This is a genomic window from Bradyrhizobium sp. Arg237L (assembly GCF_029990105.1).
GTDB lineage: Bacteria > Pseudomonadota > Alphaproteobacteria > Rhizobiales > Xanthobacteraceae > Bradyrhizobium.
Window position 1 is genome coordinate 14,882 of sequence record NZ_JAQMIL010000080.1, and the last position, 15,481, is coordinate 30,362.

The 15,481-nt window shown below is 65.0% G+C and carries 16 protein-coding genes; 7 read left to right on the forward strand and 9 right to left on the reverse strand.

The window, feature by feature from the left end:
- Positions 1 to 177: 177 nt before the first annotated feature.
- From OZ411_RS35295 to OZ411_RS35305, 3 genes are read right to left on the reverse strand one after another with little or no spacing between them, the layout of a single operon-like run.
- Positions 178 to 2,979 (reverse strand): DUF4159 domain-containing protein, encoded by a 2,802-nt coding sequence (locus OZ411_RS35295; RefSeq protein WP_282531647.1) that lies wholly within the window; start codon positions 2,977 to 2,979, stop codon positions 178 to 180.
- Complete coding sequence (locus tag OZ411_RS35300; protein WP_282531622.1) at positions 2,979 to 3,920, reverse strand: DUF58 domain-containing protein; 942 nt, start codon at positions 3,918 to 3,920, stop codon at positions 2,979 to 2,981. The genes OZ411_RS35295 and OZ411_RS35300 overlap by 1 nt, the downstream gene beginning before the upstream one ends.
- The gene (locus OZ411_RS35305; protein ID WP_282531623.1) at positions 3,920 to 4,915 is read right to left on the reverse strand and encodes a MoxR family ATPase; all 996 of its coding nucleotides are present in this window, start codon (positions 4,913 to 4,915) and stop codon (positions 3,920 to 3,922) included. Before OZ411_RS35305 ends, OZ411_RS35300 begins: the two co-directional genes overlap by 1 nt.
- A 234-nt stretch (positions 4,916 to 5,149) precedes the next feature.
- On the opposite strand from OZ411_RS35305, the gene OZ411_RS35310 reads away from it, so the two are divergent.
- Genes OZ411_RS35310 through OZ411_RS35325 form a run of 4 tightly spaced genes read left to right on the forward strand, consistent with a single transcriptional unit; the run spans position 5,150 to position 7,945 of the window.
- Positions 5,150 to 5,764 carry a DUF1285 domain-containing protein gene (locus tag OZ411_RS35310; RefSeq protein ID WP_282531624.1) on the forward strand — a complete coding sequence of 205 codons (615 nt, stop codon included), beginning with the start codon at positions 5,150 to 5,152 and terminating at the stop codon, positions 5,762 to 5,764.
- Positions 5,761 to 6,432: a CoA pyrophosphatase gene (locus tag OZ411_RS35315; RefSeq protein ID WP_130582715.1), complete on the forward strand. Its 672-nt coding sequence runs from the start codon at positions 5,761 to 5,763 to the stop codon at positions 6,430 to 6,432. Before OZ411_RS35310 ends, OZ411_RS35315 begins: the two co-directional genes overlap by 4 nt.
- Complete coding sequence (locus tag OZ411_RS35320) at positions 6,429 to 6,692, forward strand: DUF6111 family protein (RefSeq protein WP_130582716.1); 264 nt, start codon at positions 6,429 to 6,431, stop codon at positions 6,690 to 6,692. Before OZ411_RS35315 ends, OZ411_RS35320 begins: the two co-directional genes overlap by 4 nt.
- Complete coding sequence (locus OZ411_RS35325) at positions 6,689 to 7,945, forward strand: CCA tRNA nucleotidyltransferase (protein ID WP_282531625.1); 1,257 nt, start codon at positions 6,689 to 6,691, stop codon at positions 7,943 to 7,945. The genes OZ411_RS35320 and OZ411_RS35325 overlap by 4 nt, the downstream gene beginning before the upstream one ends.
- Before the next feature lie 181 nt (positions 7,946 to 8,126).
- On the opposite strand, the gene OZ411_RS35330 is transcribed toward OZ411_RS35325, so the two are convergent.
- The 6 genes from OZ411_RS35330 to OZ411_RS35355 form a co-directional block, all read right to left on the reverse strand.
- On the reverse strand, positions 8,127 to 8,390 hold the full coding sequence (locus tag OZ411_RS35330; RefSeq protein ID WP_282531626.1) for a DUF2158 domain-containing protein: 264 nt from the start codon (positions 8,388 to 8,390) through the stop codon (positions 8,127 to 8,129).
- A gap of 118 nt (positions 8,391 to 8,508) precedes the next feature.
- Positions 8,509 to 9,270, reverse strand: a complete 762-nt coding sequence (locus tag OZ411_RS35335) for an HAD family hydrolase (RefSeq protein WP_282531627.1) — start codon at positions 9,268 to 9,270, stop codon at positions 8,509 to 8,511.
- On the reverse strand, positions 9,254 to 10,141 hold the full coding sequence (gene hemF / locus OZ411_RS35340; protein WP_282531628.1) for an oxygen-dependent coproporphyrinogen oxidase: 888 nt from the start codon (positions 10,139 to 10,141) through the stop codon (positions 9,254 to 9,256). Before hemF ends, OZ411_RS35335 begins: the two co-directional genes overlap by 17 nt.
- Positions 10,142 to 10,144: 3 nt before the next feature.
- The gene (locus OZ411_RS35345) at positions 10,145 to 10,510 is read right to left on the reverse strand and encodes a 6-carboxytetrahydropterin synthase (protein ID WP_282531629.1); all 366 of its coding nucleotides are present in this window, start codon (positions 10,508 to 10,510) and stop codon (positions 10,145 to 10,147) included.
- A gap of 16 nt (positions 10,511 to 10,526) precedes the next feature.
- Positions 10,527 to 11,159 (reverse strand): 7-carboxy-7-deazaguanine synthase, encoded by a 633-nt coding sequence (queE, locus tag OZ411_RS35350; RefSeq protein WP_282531630.1) that lies wholly within the window; start codon positions 11,157 to 11,159, stop codon positions 10,527 to 10,529.
- A 10-nt stretch (positions 11,160 to 11,169) separates the two neighbouring features.
- Positions 11,170 to 11,625, reverse strand: coding sequence for a tRNA (cytidine(34)-2'-O)-methyltransferase (locus tag OZ411_RS35355; protein WP_282531631.1), 456 nt, complete (start codon positions 11,623 to 11,625; stop codon positions 11,170 to 11,172).
- A gap of 275 nt (positions 11,626 to 11,900) precedes the next feature.
- On the opposite strand from OZ411_RS35355, the gene petA reads away from it, so the two are divergent.
- The 3 genes from petA (at position 11,901) to OZ411_RS35370 (ending at position 15,364) form a co-directional block, all read left to right on the forward strand.
- Positions 11,901 to 12,431 (forward strand): ubiquinol-cytochrome c reductase iron-sulfur subunit, encoded by a 531-nt coding sequence (gene petA, locus OZ411_RS35360; protein ID WP_130582639.1) that lies wholly within the window; start codon positions 11,901 to 11,903, stop codon positions 12,429 to 12,431.
- A 61-nt stretch (positions 12,432 to 12,492) separates the two neighbouring features.
- Positions 12,493 to 14,565: a cytochrome c1 gene (locus OZ411_RS35365; protein WP_282531632.1), complete on the forward strand. Its 2,073-nt coding sequence runs from the start codon at positions 12,493 to 12,495 to the stop codon at positions 14,563 to 14,565.
- 124 nt (positions 14,566 to 14,689) lie between these two features.
- Entirely contained in the window at positions 14,690 to 15,364 is a 675-nt protein-coding gene (locus tag OZ411_RS35370; RefSeq protein WP_282531633.1) for a dienelactone hydrolase family protein, read from the forward strand.
- The last annotated feature ends 117 nt before the right edge of the window (positions 15,365 to 15,481 follow it).

Below are 15,481 nucleotides of genomic sequence, written 5' to 3' on the forward strand. Positions count from 1 at the left end.
AGAACCGATCCGCATCGTCATGCCCGGGCATAGCAGGCTGCCTTGCGCAGACTGCGTACACTTGTCTGCGCTCCCGGGCATCCACGTTCTTCCTGCAGCGTGGCAAGGCGTGGATGGCCGGGACAAGCCCGGGCATGACGGCGTGTGCGTGGTGAGTGTTCCGGCTTATCATGCGCATCACTGTCCCAGCCGCTCGATCAGGGCCGGCGCGTGCACCTGGTCGGCCTTGTAGTTGCCGGTCAGCGTGTACATCACGATGTTGACACCGGCGCGGAAGGCGAATTCGCGCTGGCGCGGCTCGCCGGGGGTGAGCGGCAGCATCGCCTGGCCGTCGGGCCGGATCGCCCAGGCGCCGGCAAGATCGTTGGAAGTGATGATGATCGGCGAGACGCCGTCGCCGCCGCGCGCGGGCCGCTGCGCGGCTTCGTCATCGTCCTCGCGCGGCAGCGTCTCGACCCAAGTCTGGCCCGAAGTGAAGCGGCCGGGGAAGTCGCGCAACAGGTAGAACGTCTTGGTCAGCACGTGCTCGCGCGGCACCGGCTCGAGTTCGGGCACGTCGAGCGAGGACAGGATTTCGCGTAGCGCCTGCATGCCCGGCGTCTGCGAGCCGCTGTTATCGCCGGGCGGCGCCTCGACGGCGTCGCGGGTGTCGAACAGCACGGTGCCGCCCTGCTTCATATAGGCGTCGATCTTGTTGATCGCGTCCTGCGGTGGCTTTGGCGCGCCGGGGACGATCGGCCAGTAGATCAGCGGGAAGAAGGCGAGTTCGTCGCGCGCGGGATCGACGCCGACGGGATCGCCGGCCTCCAGCGCGGTACGTTGCGCCAGGAACAGTGTCAGCCCGGACATGCCGGCTTTCACGATGGAGTCGACGTCAGCATTGCCCGTGACGACATAAGCGAGCCGTGTCTGCGAAACCGCCTTCATGGCGAAGTCGTCGCTGTTCTCGGCGCGCGTGGTGGACGGCGCCATCGATGCCAGCAGGAAGGCGAGCGCCAGCGCCGCAGGTGCCGCGCGCCGCCGCCACAGCGCGGCAAGGCCGGCGCCGAGCATGGCGACCACGATCGCATCGAGCAGGAACAGACCGAGCGCCGACGACAGCAGGATGCCGCGGAGATCACGTGGCTCGGCATTGGTGTAGTTCGCCCGCCGCGCACGCAGGGCAGACGTATCGAGCGGGGCGATGCGGTCGGCGGTCGCCAGCGTGTTGACGGCGATCGGGGCGTCGGCCGGACCGTAGAGGCCGGGCGGGTGATCCAGCGTCGCGCGGTCGCGGTAATCGGCAGGCATCGGCTTGGCGGTCGACGGCGGCGGGCCGAACGCGCCAAAGCCATCCAGCGTGCGGAGCGGCGCCACGGTCTCGGCCTTGGCTTCGCCGGCGACCCCAGCACCAGGCTTCGAAGTGTAGCCGGACATGTCGACCAGCCGGCGCAGCATCTCGACGAAGGTGCCGGACATCGGCAGATCCGACCAGCGCGAATCCGCGCCGACATGGAACAGGCTGACCACGCCCTTGCCGCGATGCTCGCCGGTGACGAGCGGCGTGCCGTCTTCCAGCGACGCCCAGCTCTTGGTGGCGAGCACGGCATCCGGCTCGGCCAGCACCTGCCGGCTCACGGTGATATCCTTTGGCACCGCGAGACCGGCGAACGGGCCGTCGGCGGTGAACGAGGCCAGATGCTGCGGCTTCTCCCAGGTCAGGCTGCCGCCGAGGACGCGCCCGCCGCGGCGCAGCTTCACCGGCACCAGATCGTCATCGGCTTGCGCCAGCCGCGGGCCGGCGAAACGCACCAGCACGCCGCCCTGGTCGATCCAGGCGTTGAGCCGCTCGCGGATTTCCGGCGACAGCGTGCCAACATCAGCCATCACGATCATCGGCAGCCGCTGGTCGAGGAACTGGGCGATCGCCTGCTGTGGCGCGCCGCGGTCGCCGAGACGCACATCGGCGAATGGCGACAGCGCACGGGAAAGGTAGAAGGTCGAGGCGAGCAGCGGCTGCGCGGTGTCGTTGGTCGCGCCGGAGACGACGCCGACCGCACGGCGCCGCCACCTCTTGTCGAGGAGCTGCACCGCGCCGGCGGAGCGCTCGCCGGCGATCTCCAACCGCGCGATATCGTTGCGCAGTTCGACCGGGAGATCGAACGATGCCTCGGTCTCGCGATCCTGCGGAGCGAAGCTGTAGCGCGCCTCGCCGATCGGAGAGCCCTTGGCATCCAGCGCCCGCACCGTGCCGGAGGTGATGCCGGTCTCGGTGCGCAGGACTTTTACCGTCATCTTGGCCGCGGCATTCTCGGCGGCAACGAGGGCCTGCGCGGACGGCGCTCCGCCCTCGTAGATCGTCAGCGTGCGGTTCTCGACCAGCTTGCCGAGGCCTTCGGTGAATTCCGCGCCGCGCCCGGTGTCGACGCCGTCGGACAGCCAGGCGATCTCGGCATCGCCGGTGGCTTTCAGGAACCGATCGATGGCGGGCAGCGTGTCGACGCGGTCGATCGAATAGGGTTTTGGCGCGAACTGCCGCAGCGCGACGCGCGCGGTACCGGCCGGCATCAGCGTGATGTCACGCGCGGACTCCGATAGCGGCACCAGTGCCACGCCGCGGCGGTCGTTCTCCGCATTGGCGATCAGTTCGTCGGCGGCCCTGATCCGCGCGTCCCAGCTCGAGGCCGAGCTCCAGCCGTCGTCGAGCAGGATCACGAGCGGCGCCTTGGAGGACGCAAGGCCGGTCTGCGGATTCCAGATCGGCCCGGCCGCGGCGAAGATGACGAGCGCGGCGGCGAGGAGGCGCAGCAGCGTCAGCCACCATGGCGTGCGCGATGGCGTCTCTTCCCTGGGCTGGATATCGAACAGCAATCTGGTCGGCGGAAATTCGATGCGCCTCGGCCGTGGCGGCATCACGCGGAGCAGCCACCACAGTGCCGGCAGGCTCAGAAGGCCCAACAGCAGCATCGGTTCGGCAAACGACAGCGGCAAGCCTGCGATCATGCGCCGAGCCCCACTTTGACGGTGGACCGTACGCTGGCCTTGCTGACCGTCATGCCGTTGTGCAGGAACAATAGCAGCTCCGCTGCGGAGCGGCTCGTGGTGTGGGTCGAGAACAACCAGTCGAGCCGGTTGGTCTCGGCGCGGATCTCGTCACGATGCAGCGCGACGCGCGCGACATAGTCGCTGGCCCAGCTCTCGGCGCGGCCCGCGGTGATCGCAGTGCCCGCTTCCGGTTCGACGAATTCAACGCGGCCGGAATAGGGGAAGGTTTCCTCGGCGGGATCGACGACCTGGATCACCGTGCCGTGCGCGCCCGAGGCCGACAGCCCGGCGAGCGTGGTTCGGATTTCCGAAATTGGCGACCAGAAGTCCGACAGCACCACGATCTCGGAAAGCGCCGACGGCACGAAGGACGGCGGCAGGCTGGCGCGGGTCGCATCGTCATGCAGTATCGCCTGCGCCATCTTGTCGATGACGGTGCGGCTCGCGGTCGGGTTCATCAAGCCGGGAATGCCGACGCGTTCGCCGCCGGCGACCAGCAATTCGGCCAGCGCAAAGGCGACGATCAGGCCGCGCTCGAGCTTTGAATCGCGCGCCTGCTTGGACGCGAACGCCATCGACGGCGAGCGGTCGGGCCAGATCCAGACGGTGTGCGCCGCCTCCCATTCCTGCTCGCGGACGTAGAGATGGTCGTCACGCGCCGAGCGCCGCCAGTCGACGTTCTGCGACGGCTCGCCGGAGACGAAGCGGCGATATTGCCAGAAGCTTTCGCCGGCGCCGGCGCGGCGGCGGCCGTGCAAGCCATGGATGACGTTGTTGGCGATGCGGCGGGCCTCGAGCACCAGGCGCGGCAGCGACGCGGCGAGCGATCGGCTTTCGCCATCGGCACGTCGGACCGCAACGATCTCCTCGTTCAGGTGCTTGTTCTCTGCGGCCATCAAGCGATCCGCGTCTTCAATTGCTTGATCACGTCAGGAATGGTGCGGCCTTCGGCGCGCGCAGTGAAAGTGAGCGCCATGCGGTGCTTGAGCACGGGTTCGGCGAGATCGAGCACGTCGTCGATCGAGGGCGCGAGCCGCCCGTCGAGTAGGGCGCGGGCGCGGACGGCGAGCATCAAGGCCTGGCTGGCGCGCGGGCCCGGTCCCCAGGCGATCAGCTTCTCGCCTTCCGGATTGGGCCGCGCGGCGCGCACCAGCGATAGGATGGCGTCGACGACGGAGTCGCCGACCGGCAGCCTTCGTACCAGCCGCTGCGCGCTGAGCAGCAGTTCCGCGTTCATCGCAGCCTTCGCCAGCGTCTCTTCCGCGCCGGTGGTCTCGAACAGGATGCGACGTTCGGCCTCACGGTCGGGATAGTCGACGTCGATCTCCATCAGGAAGCGGTCGAGCTGCGCTTCGGGCAGCGGATAGGTGCCTTCCTGTTCCAGCGGATTCTGCGTCGCCAGCACATGGAATGGCTTGGGAAGGTCATGGCGTGCACCCGCAACCGTGATGTGCTGCTCCTGCATGGCTTGCAGCAGTGCTGATTGGGTGCGCGGGCTGGCGCGGTTGATCTCGTCCGCCATCAGAAGCTGCGCGAATACCGGACCTGCGATAAAGCGGAACGAGCGCTTGCCGGTGCTGCTCTCATCCAGCACCTCGGCGCCGAGGATGTCCGACGGCATCAGGTCCGGGGTGAACTGGATGCGCTTGGTGTCGAGGCCGAGCGTGATGCCGAGCGTCTCCACGAGCTTGGTCTTGGCAAGGCCGGGAACCCCGATCAGCAGCGCATGTCCGCCGGAAAGGATCGTCACCAGTGTATTCTCGATCACCCGGTCCTGGCCGAAAATAACCGTGGAAATCGCCTCTTTCGCCGTACGGATCTGGCCGGCAATCTGCTCGGCCGAGCGGACGATCACGTCTTCCAGTTTTTCGACACTGTCTGCACCAGCCATTCCGTGCTCCTTATCGACGGCGCAACCTCGCGTCGTCACGCCATTGGCCCCATGCTAAGCATACGCGAAGGCCATGTATTCGTTGAATTAAACTATCCCCACCTTAACGGGTTTTCAGGGTATGAACGCCATCACGATGTGGCGAGAACACCATCCCCGCGCACATCTGAAGGATGTACGTAAGCGACGTGCACCAATCGTGCCAGATTGAAGCTCTCAACCTTAAGGCAAACCATGGCGAACGAAGGGCAAACAAGCCGTCAGGGCCTCGAAGGATTGACCGCCGCGGCCACTAATGCCGCGAAAACAAATCCTGCCGGCGGCAAGGGCCTTCCACCCGTGCATTTATGGAATCCGCCGTTCTGTGGCGATCTCGATATACGAATCGGCAGCGACGGCACATGGTACTATATGGGAACACCGATCGGCCGGCCGGCGCTGGTGCGGCTATTCTCCACCATCCTGAAACGCGAAGACGGCAAGCATTTCCTGGTGACGCCGGTGGAGAAGGTCGGCATCCGCGTCGACGATGCGCCGTTCCTTGCGGTCGAGATGCAAAAGGATGGGGACGGACGCGGACGGCTGCTCAGGTTCCGCACCAATGTCGACGACTGGGTCGATTGCGACGCCGCGCACGCCCTCCGTTTCGAGCCGGGCAATGACGGCGGGCTCACGCCCTATCTGCACGTCCGCGCCGATCTCTGGGCCAAGGTCACCCGTCCGCTCTACTACGATCTGGTTGACATGGGGGAAGAGCGGATGGTCGATGGTCATCCGATGTTCGGAATCGAGTCCGGCGGCGCATTCTTCGCGATGGCGGATGCGAAAGAGGTGAGGGACGCGCTTTGAACGAGCCGATGCTGAAGACGGAGCCGGCGGCGATCAGCTCGGCGGAATTTTTCGCGCGCAGCCACGCGCGGCTGAATTTCGACGTCCCGCCCGGCCTGGTCGATCCCAACATCATTCCGAGGACCGGCGACTCCGGCAATGACCGCATGCTCGAGATCATCGCGCACGAACAGCCGGTGCGGCCGGCCGCGGTGCTGATCCCGGTGGTCGACCGCGATGAGCCGACGGTGCTGCTGACGCAGCGCTCGGAGCATTTGAGCAGCCATGCCGGCCAGATCTCATTCCCCGGCGGCAAGATCGACGCGACGGATGCCTCTCCGCTCGACGCCGCGCTGCGCGAGGCCGACGAGGAAGTCGGGCTCGCGCGCGACTTCATCGAGCCGATCGGCTATCTCGATCTTTACGGCACCGCGTTTGGTTTTCGCATCCTGCCGACGGTGGCGCGCGTGAAGCCCGGCTTCAAGCTCAGGATCAACGAGGGCGAAGTCGTCGACGCATTCGAAGTGCCGCTTTCGTTCCTGATGAACCCCGCGAACCATCAGCGCCACAGCAAGGAATTTCGCGGCATCGAGCGCTCCTATTATGCGATGCCCTTTGCCGAGCGTTACATCTGGGGCGCGACCGCCGGGATCCTGCGCGTATTGTACGAACGGATCTACCTGCCATGATCCGTCCGGTATTGACCGAGATCGGAATTTTCCTGATCCCTTTCGCGGTCTATGCCTTGTTCCTCATTGCAACGCGCTCCGGCGTCTTCGCGAAATCTTCCTGGCCCATGCCTTTGATTGCGAAGCTGGTGCTGGGAGCGCTGCTTCTGGTCGTGGTCAGTTTCGTGCTGCTCGCGCATTTCTCCGGCGCGCCGCCGAATTCGACCTATATCCCCGCTCATATCGAGAATGGCAAGCTCGTGCCCGGAGTTGAGAAATGACGCACGCACGTGCGCTGGAGCAGGCGCCTTGGCTGAGATCGGGATCCACGGCACGCGTGCTCGCGCTGCTCAACGCCAACGGCGAGGAAGCGCGCGTGGTCGGCGGCGCGGTGCGTAACGCGCTGCTGCACCGGCCGATCGGCGACATCGATCTCGCGACCACGGCGGTTCCTGAGGAGGTGATGCGCCGCGCCAAGGCGGCAGGAATCAAGAGCGTGCCGACCGGCATCGAGCATGGCACGGTGACGCTGGTCGTCGACAAGCATCCGTTCGAGGTCACGACGCTGCGCGAGGATACCGAAACCTATGGCCGCAAGGCCAAGGTCGCATTCGGCCGCGACTGGGCGCGCGATGCCGAGCGGCGCGACTTCACCATCAACGGCCTTTCGGTCGATGCCAAAGGCGTGGTGCACGACCATGTCGGCGGGCTCGACGATATCGCCGCTCGCCGCGTGCGCTTCATCGGCGATCCCAGTCAGCGCATCGCCGAGGATTACTTGCGCATCCTGCGCTTCTTCCGCATGCATGCGGCTTACGGCGCCGGCGATCCCGATCGCGCCGGCTATATCGCCTGCATCGCCGGCCGTGCCGGCCTGGCGCAGCTTTCGGCGGAGCGCCTGCGCATGGAAATGCTCAAGCTCGTGGTGGCTGACGGAGCGGTGGCCGCGGTCACCGCGATGGCCGAGGGCGGCCTGCTGCAGATGATTCTGGGCGGCGTCGGCTATACCGGGCCGTTCGCAGTCATGATCGCAGCCGAGCGCGAGCTCGGGCTCGAGGCGAGCGCGGTGCGCCGGCTCGGTGCGCTCGCACTCGCCATCACCGAGGACGCAAAGCGCGTTGCGGTCAAGCTGCGGCTCACCAATGCAGAGGCGAAGGCGCTGGAAGCGATGGCGGATCGTTGGTGGCAACTCGCTGGTATCGACGAGGCGGCGGCGCGCCGCTGGCTCTATCGTCTCGGCGAGGCGGCCTATCTCGACCGGATGATGCTGGCCTGGGCGCGGATGAGCGATGGCCACGACATCGCTCATTGGCGCGAACTGGCGCGCCTGCCGCAGCGTTGGCAGGCGCCGAAATTTCCGCTGAAGGCGGCCGATTTCATCGCGCGCGGAATTGCCGAGGGACCGGCGCTCGGCCATGTGCTGGCCCAGGCCGAACAGGCGTGGCTCGCTGCGGAGTTTCCGCTCGACCAGGGCGCGCTCTCGACGATCGCCGATGAGATGGTCGCCCGCTTCGCCCACGACCACCGATTGTGAACTCCTCGCCAGCCTGTCCGGTAGCCCGGGTGAAGCGCAGCGTAACCCGGGGTGCTGGTCGACATGGAGCGGAGTTGTCCCGGGTTGCGCTGCGCTCCACCCGGGCTACGAGGTTGCTCATTGTCACTGAGCGCCAGGCGCCGCCGGGCTTTGTGAACCAGGCCGCATCGCAGGCAGGGACTTAAGCGACCTTGCCCTTGCGGCGATCGTCTTCATCCTCGTCTTCGTCGTCGTCTTCTTCGTCTTCTTCGTCTTCCTCGTCGTCGTCCTCTTCCTCGTCATCGGGAATGGCGGCTTCGAGGACGGCAACGGGAAGCGTTTCCCGAAACAGATCGCCGTCGATACCCATCCATACGCACTCGACGGAATCCTCGTTGACTTCCGCAACCGTAATCGGGTGCCCGCCCGATTTCAGCATCACCACATCGCCTGGTTTTAGTTCCATGGTCCACCCTTCGCCTTGATTGACGCGCGGGCACGTTACAGAGCTGTCATGACAGTCCGATCACGAGGGATCGCCGCTACAGGATTTTGATGGGGATTACGGCGAAGCGCAGGGTTCGCTACCGATTCGCGCCGGGAAGCAGTTCGGTCAGGGATCGTATGATGCGATTCGGCCTGACCGCCGATCCCGCGGGAAGACCATCCCCGTGCACGTCGATCCAGATCGAGTAGATGCCGAGCCGCTGCGGCGCGACGACTTCCCATTCCAGATTGTCGCCGACCATCCAGGTGTCCGCTGCGCTGACGCCGAGCGCATCCATGGCGTGCAGATAGGCGCGCTCTTCGGGCTTGCCGAAGCCATGCTCGCCTTCGATCTGGATGTGATCGAAGCGGTGCGTCAGTGCGAAGCGCTCGATCTTGGCGCGTTGCATCAGCGCGGCGCCGTTGGTGACAAGCGCGAGCTTGATGCCAAGCGACCGCAGCCCATCTATGGCGTCGTGCGCGCCCGGAAAGACGAAGATGCTTTCCTCGCGAAACGTCGTGAACCGATCGGCGATCCGGACTGCGAGGTCGTCTGAAACGGACGGGTGGCCGCTCGCACGAAGCGCGGCAAAGCCGCCCCTGACCGTTTCTCGGCGCGCTTCCTCGAGCTTCAACCGCCAGATCGGCTCCGCCGTGGACCAGAATTTCCGGGCGAAAGCCAGGATCGCGGCGGCAGCCACCGGCGGATCCATCGGCGTCAATTCATCGGCGAATTCGGCCGCGATCGTGTTCCAGGCGATCTCGGGCCGGGCATAGGCCGACAGGATGGTATCGTCCATGTCGATCAGCATGGCGCGGGGGAGTTTGGTCACGACGGCGATCTCACGGCCATTTCGCATGCGGCGGCATCGACGACAGGATCGAATCGACATTGCCGCCGGTCTTCAGGCCGAAAATCGTGCCGCGGTCGTAGAGCAGATTGAACTCGACATAGCGCCCGCGCCGGACCAGTTGCTCCTCGCGGTCCTCAGCGGTCCATGCCGTCGCAAAATTGCGCCTGACCAGCTCGGGATAGATCTTCACGAACGCGCGGCCGACATCCTGGGTGAAGGCGAGGTCGGCGTCCCAGTCGCCGCTGTCGTGCCAATCGTAGAAGACGCCGCCGATGCCGCGCGCTTCCTTGCGGTGCGGCAGGTAGAAATAGTCGTCGCACCATTTCTTGTATTTCTCATACGGCGCGATCCGCGCATGGGCATCGCAGGCCGATTGCATCGCGGCATGGAAGGCGAGCGTATCAGGATCGTCCTGCGTGCGCCGCCGGTCCAGGACCGGCGTGAGGTCGGCACCGCCGCCGAACCACGCCTTGGTGGTGACGACGAAGCGGGTGTTCATATGCACCGCCGGCACGTTCGGATTGTGCAGATGCGCGATCAGCGAGATGCCCGAGGCCCAGAAGCGCGGATCGTCCGCCGCGCCCGGGATCTGGGCGCGGAATTCGGGGGCGAACTCGCCATGCACGGTCGAGCAGTGCACGCCGACCTTTTCGAACAGGCGCCCGCGCATCAGCGACATCACGCCACCGCCGCCGGGCTTGCCGGTATGGTCGGTGCGGTCCCACGGCGTGCGCACGAAGCGCCCGGCTTCGCCTGGATAGAGCCAAGCAGGCGCGTCATCCTCCAGCCGCTCAAAAGCCGCGCAGATATCGTCGCGCAGCGTTTCGAACCAGGTTTTTGCGCGCGCCTTGCGCTGTTCGATCGCGGATTTTTCCATGACTTAGGCTTCCGGTCCGAAGTAGGTGCAGCTCTCGTTGCAACTGTCGCGATGCACGCTGACGCGGCTGACCTTGCCCGCATGCTGCACCCGTTCGAAGATGAATCGCGACAGGTTTTCAAGGGTAGGCAGTCCAAGCGCCCCGATCTTGTTGAGGAACTTGTGGTCTAGCGTCTTCTGCACCTCGGCGATGCGGCGTTCGAGCAGGCCTAGGTCAAGCACCATGCCGGTCGCTGGGTCCGGCGTTCCGCGCACCGTCACTTCCGCACGAAACGAATGGCCATGGATCTCCTGGCTGCTCGCGCCAAGGGTCGTTCCGGAGAGCGCATGCGCCGCCTCGAAGCGGAACGATTTCGTCAATTCCCACATCCTGAAAGTCCAACTCCTATCTGATGCCCAGCGTCTTGTGCGTCTGCACGCTCAGCCGCCATTGGGGGTGTTGCAAGCAATACTCGACCGCGCGCGCGGTGTTTTGAATTGCATCAGGCCCATCCATCGGCTGCAGCGAGAAGCGCTCGAAATCGAGATCGACGAAGCGCTCCGGCGCGGCGTCCTGTTGCGGATAGACCAGCTTCAACTCGTTCCCCTTCTTCACCACGAGTTCCGCGCCGGCCTTCGGGCTGACGCAGACCCAGTCCAGCCCGTCTGGAGGTGTGATCGTGCCATTGGTCTCGACGCCGATGGCAAAGCCGCGCGCATGCAGCGCGTCGATCAGCTCGGTGTCGACCTGCAGCAGCGGCTCACCACCGGTCAGCACGACATAGCGGCCGACACTATCGCCCGTCCATTGTGCGCCGATGATGTCGGCAAGTGCTGCGGCACTCGCATAGCGCCCGCCGAGCGTGCCGTCGGTGCCGACGAAATCGGTGTCGCAGAATTGGCAGGTTGCGCTGGCGCGGTCCTGCTCGCGGCCGCTCCAGAGGTTGCAGCCGGCAAAGCGGCAGAACACCGAGGCACGGCCGGCCTGCGCGCCTTCGCCCTGCAGGGTGAGAAAAATCTCCTTGACCGCGTAGCTCACGGAATCTCCTTCAGCTCAGGCTGCGGGTCTGCCGCAAGGCCTCGCCGATCGCCAGCGCCGCCGACATCGCGATATTGAGCGAGCGCATGGGCGGCTTGATCGGGATCACCAGCCGCGCATCGGCGGCCGCCACCACCGCATCGGTGACCCCAGCGGATTCGCGCCCGAAGAGCAGTATATCGGAAGCGGCATAGCGAAAATCGAGGTAGGAACCGGCGACCTTGGTTGTGAACAGTATCAGCCGATAGCCCGCCTCGCGGCGCCATTCCTCGAATTTCGTCCAGGAGTCATGGCGCATCAAATGGACGTGGTCGAGATAGTCCATTCCCGCCCGGCGGAAATGCCGGTCGGAGGTCGGGAAGCCTGCCGGCTCGATGATATGAGCGGCCACATCCAGGCAGGCGCACAGCCGCAGGATGGTGCCGGTGTTCTGTGGGATATCGGGCTGGAAGAGCGCGATCTGCATGGCCGTGGCGCTGGGTTAAGTACCGACGAAATGTCTCAAGAAAACAACGTTCGTCGCTCATTTCGTGCATTGCACGCCTGCGAGCCGATAGCGGGCTTGCGCTCGTCCGGCAAGGGTGCCAATAGAACGATTCTGGACTGCTGTTCCGCCAGTAGGGAGGAGGGACAGTGGTTTTCTGCCGCCGCGGGGGCCGCGGGCGCCGGCAGGCCTCCCGGTTGCAATGGGCGCCGCCGGGGCGGTTCCACCGGCTGCAGACAAGGAAAGGGCTTGGAATCGTGACGACAGCGTCTTCGGCGGACCATCCGACACGCCGTGATTTCCTTTTTGTTGCAACGGGTGCTGCTGCTGCGGTGGGTGCAGCTGCGACGGTCTGGCCATTCATCGACCAGATGAACCCGGACGCGGCGACCATCGCCGCCGGTGCGCCTATCGAGGTCGATCTGGCGCCGGTCGCTGAGGGGCAGGACATCAAGGTGTTCTGGCGCGGCAAGCCGATCTATATCAGCCACCGCACCAAGAAGCAGATCGACGAGGCGCGCAGCGTTCCGCTCTCGAGCCTGCCCGACCCGCAGACCGACGAGGCCCGGGTCAAGTCCGGCCATGAGCAATGGCTGGTCGTCATCGGCATCTGCACCCATCTCGGATGTATCCCGATCGCCCATGAGGGCAATTACGACGGATTTTTCTGCCCCTGCCATGGCTCGCAATACGACTCCTCCGGTCGTATCCGCCAGGGGCCCGCGCCCGCCAATTTGGCCGTGCCGCCTTATCAGTTCGTTTCCGACACCAAAATCCAGATCGGCTAAGTTTCGGCCCAGCCCGAGGCTTCGACCGATCGCGTCGTCTTTACTTCTCAGGATCGCATCAATGAGCGGACCATCCGATTTTCAGCCGACCAATCCCGTCTTGAGGTGGATCGAGCGGCGACTGCCGATCTTCGGCCTCATGCACTCCTCCTTCGTGGCCTATCCCACGCCGCGCAACCTGAACTACTGGTGGACCTTCGGCGCCATCCTCTCGATGATGCTGGCGGTGCAGATCCTGACCGGCGTGATCCTGGCGATGCACTATACCCCGCATGCTGATCTCGCCTTCAGGTCGGTTGAACTCATCATGCGCGACGTCAATTACGGCTGGATGTTGCGCTATATGCACGCCAGCGGCGCCTCGATGTTCTTCATCGCCGTCTACATCCACATGTTCCGCGGCCTGTATTACGGGTCGTACAAGGAGCCGCGTGAGGTACTCTGGATTCTCGGGGTCATCATCTACCTGCTCATGATGGCAACTGGTTTCCTGGGCTATGCGTTGCCTTGGGGTCAGATGAGTTTCTGGGGCGCCACCGTCATCACCAACCTGTTCTCCGCCGTGCCCTATTTCGGCGAGAGCATCGTGACGCTGTTGTGGGGCGGTTACGCCGTCGGCAACCCGACGCTGAACCGCTTCTTCTCGCTACACTATCTGTTACCCTTCGTGATCGCCGGCGTGGTCGTGCTGCATGTCTGGGCGCTGCATGTGGCGGGCCAGAACAATCCGGCCGGCGTCGAGGCCAAGACCGAGAAGGACACGGTCGCCTTCACGCCCTACGCGACGATCAAGGATCTGTTCGGCGTCTCCTGCTTCCTGATCTTCTTCGCTTGGTTCCTCTTTTACATGCCGAACTATCTGATGGAGGCGGACAACTATATTCCCGCCAATCCGGGCGTGACGCCGGCGCATATCGTGCCGGAATGGTACTACTTGCCGTTCTACGCGATCCTGCGCTCGATCCCGAACAAGCTTGCGGGCGTGGTCGCGATGTTCTCGGCGATCCTAGTGCTGGCGTTCCTGCCGTGGCTCGACAGCGCCAAGACCAGGTCGTCGAAGTATCGCCCGCTGGCCAAGCAGTTCTTCTGGATGTTCGTCGTCGTCTGCGTCCTGCTCGGCTATCTCGGGGCGCAGCCGCCGGAGGGCATCTATGTGATCGCCGGCCGTATCCTGACGGTCTGCTACTTCGCGTACTTCCTGATCGTGCTGCCGCTGCTCTCCCGGATCGAGACGCCGAGGCCGGTGCCGAACTCGATCGCCGACGATGTGCTGGCGAAGACGGGCCGCAAGGCCGCGCCGATGGTCTCGGCCGTGATCGCGATCATGGTTGCGGGCGGGCTCTTGGTCGGCGGCGCGCAAAGCGCCAAGGCCGAGGGGGGCGAGGTGGCACCGCCGGCGCAGAAGTGGTCGTTCTCCGGCCCTTTTGGCAAGTTTGACCGCGGCGCGGTGCAGCGCGGGTTGCAGGTCTACAAGGAGGTCTGCGCGACCTGCCACAGCCTGTCCTTTGTCGCGTTCCGCAACCTCGCGGATCCCGGCGGGCCCGGCTATTCGACGGCCCAGGCCGCCGCATTCGCCTCCGACTACAAGATCAAGGATGGCCCGAACGACCAGGGCGAGATGTTCGAGCGTCCGGGCCGGCCCGCTGACTACTTCCCGTCGCCGTTCCCCAACGAGCAGGCGGCCCGTGCGGCCAATGGTGGCGCGGCTCCGCCGGATCTGTCGCTGATCACCAAGGCCCGTTCCTACAAGCGCGGCTTCCCCTGGTTCGTGATCGACTTCTTTACCCAGTACCAGGAGCAGGGCCCGGATTACGTCACCGCGATCCTGGAAGGCTTCGAGGAGAACCCGCCGGCCGGCGTGACCATTCCCGAGGGCTCCTACTACAACAAGTACTTCCCGGGCCACGCCATCAAGATGCCGAAGCCGCTGAGCGACGGTCAGGTCGCCTATAGCGATGGTTCGCCGACCACGGTCGCGCAATATGCCCACGACGTCACGACCTTCCTGATGTGGACCGCGGAACCGCATATGGAAGCGCGCAAGCGGCTCGGGCTTCAGGTGTTCGTGTTCCTGATCCTGTTCTCGGTCCTGATGTACTTCACCAAGAAGAAGGTCTGGGCCAACGCGCACTGATCGCGCTTTCGGCAACGTGATTTGAAAAAGCCCCCGCGGGGGCTTTTTTGCTGGCGCGATTGCGTCTCGCGCGCTGAGTAGTCAAGATACTCGCAACCCCCTCAGAAACATTCCGGAGGAATTCATGGGCACCACCATCACCTTCAAGCGTCCGGACGGAAAGGACGCAGGCGGTTATCTCGCCAACGCGGCGCGCGGCGATGCACCGGGCGTGGTCGTGATCCAGGAGTGGTGGGGCCTGCAGGACCAGATCAAGGGTATGTGCGACCGCTTCGCGCAGGCTGGCTTCGACGCGCTGGCGCCCGATCTCTACAAGGGTACGGTGGTGCCGTATCACGACACCGATGCCGCGGGTCGCGAGATGAACTCGCTCGACTTCATGGACGCCACCACGCAGACCGTACGTGGCGCCGCGCAATATCTGGCGCGGAACGGCGCCAAGGTCGGCCTCACCGGCTTCTGCCTTGGCGGCGCGGTGACCGTCATCGGCGCTACCAAGATTCCGGAACTGACCGCCGGTGTCGTGTTCTACGGCATCCCGCCGGAGCAGGCGGCAAAGCCGGCCGACGTCAAGATCCCGCTGCAGGCGCATTTCGCCAACAAGGATGATTGGTGCACACCGCAACTGGTCGACACCTTCGAGAAGGCCATGAAGGCCGCCGGCAAGTCGCTCGAGCTCTTCCGCTATGACGCCGAGCACGCCTTCGTCAACGAGCAGCGCATGTCGGTGCACGACCGCCAGGCCGCCGAGCTCGCCTGGGACAGGGCGACGGAGTTCTTCAAGAAGCATCTGGGCTGATGGGTGCATCCCCTCATCCTGAGGAGCGGCGTCTTCGCCGCGTCTCGAAGGATGAGGCCGACGGCGGGCCTCATGGTTCTCCGAGCGATGCGCAGCATCGTCTCGAGACGGCGCAAG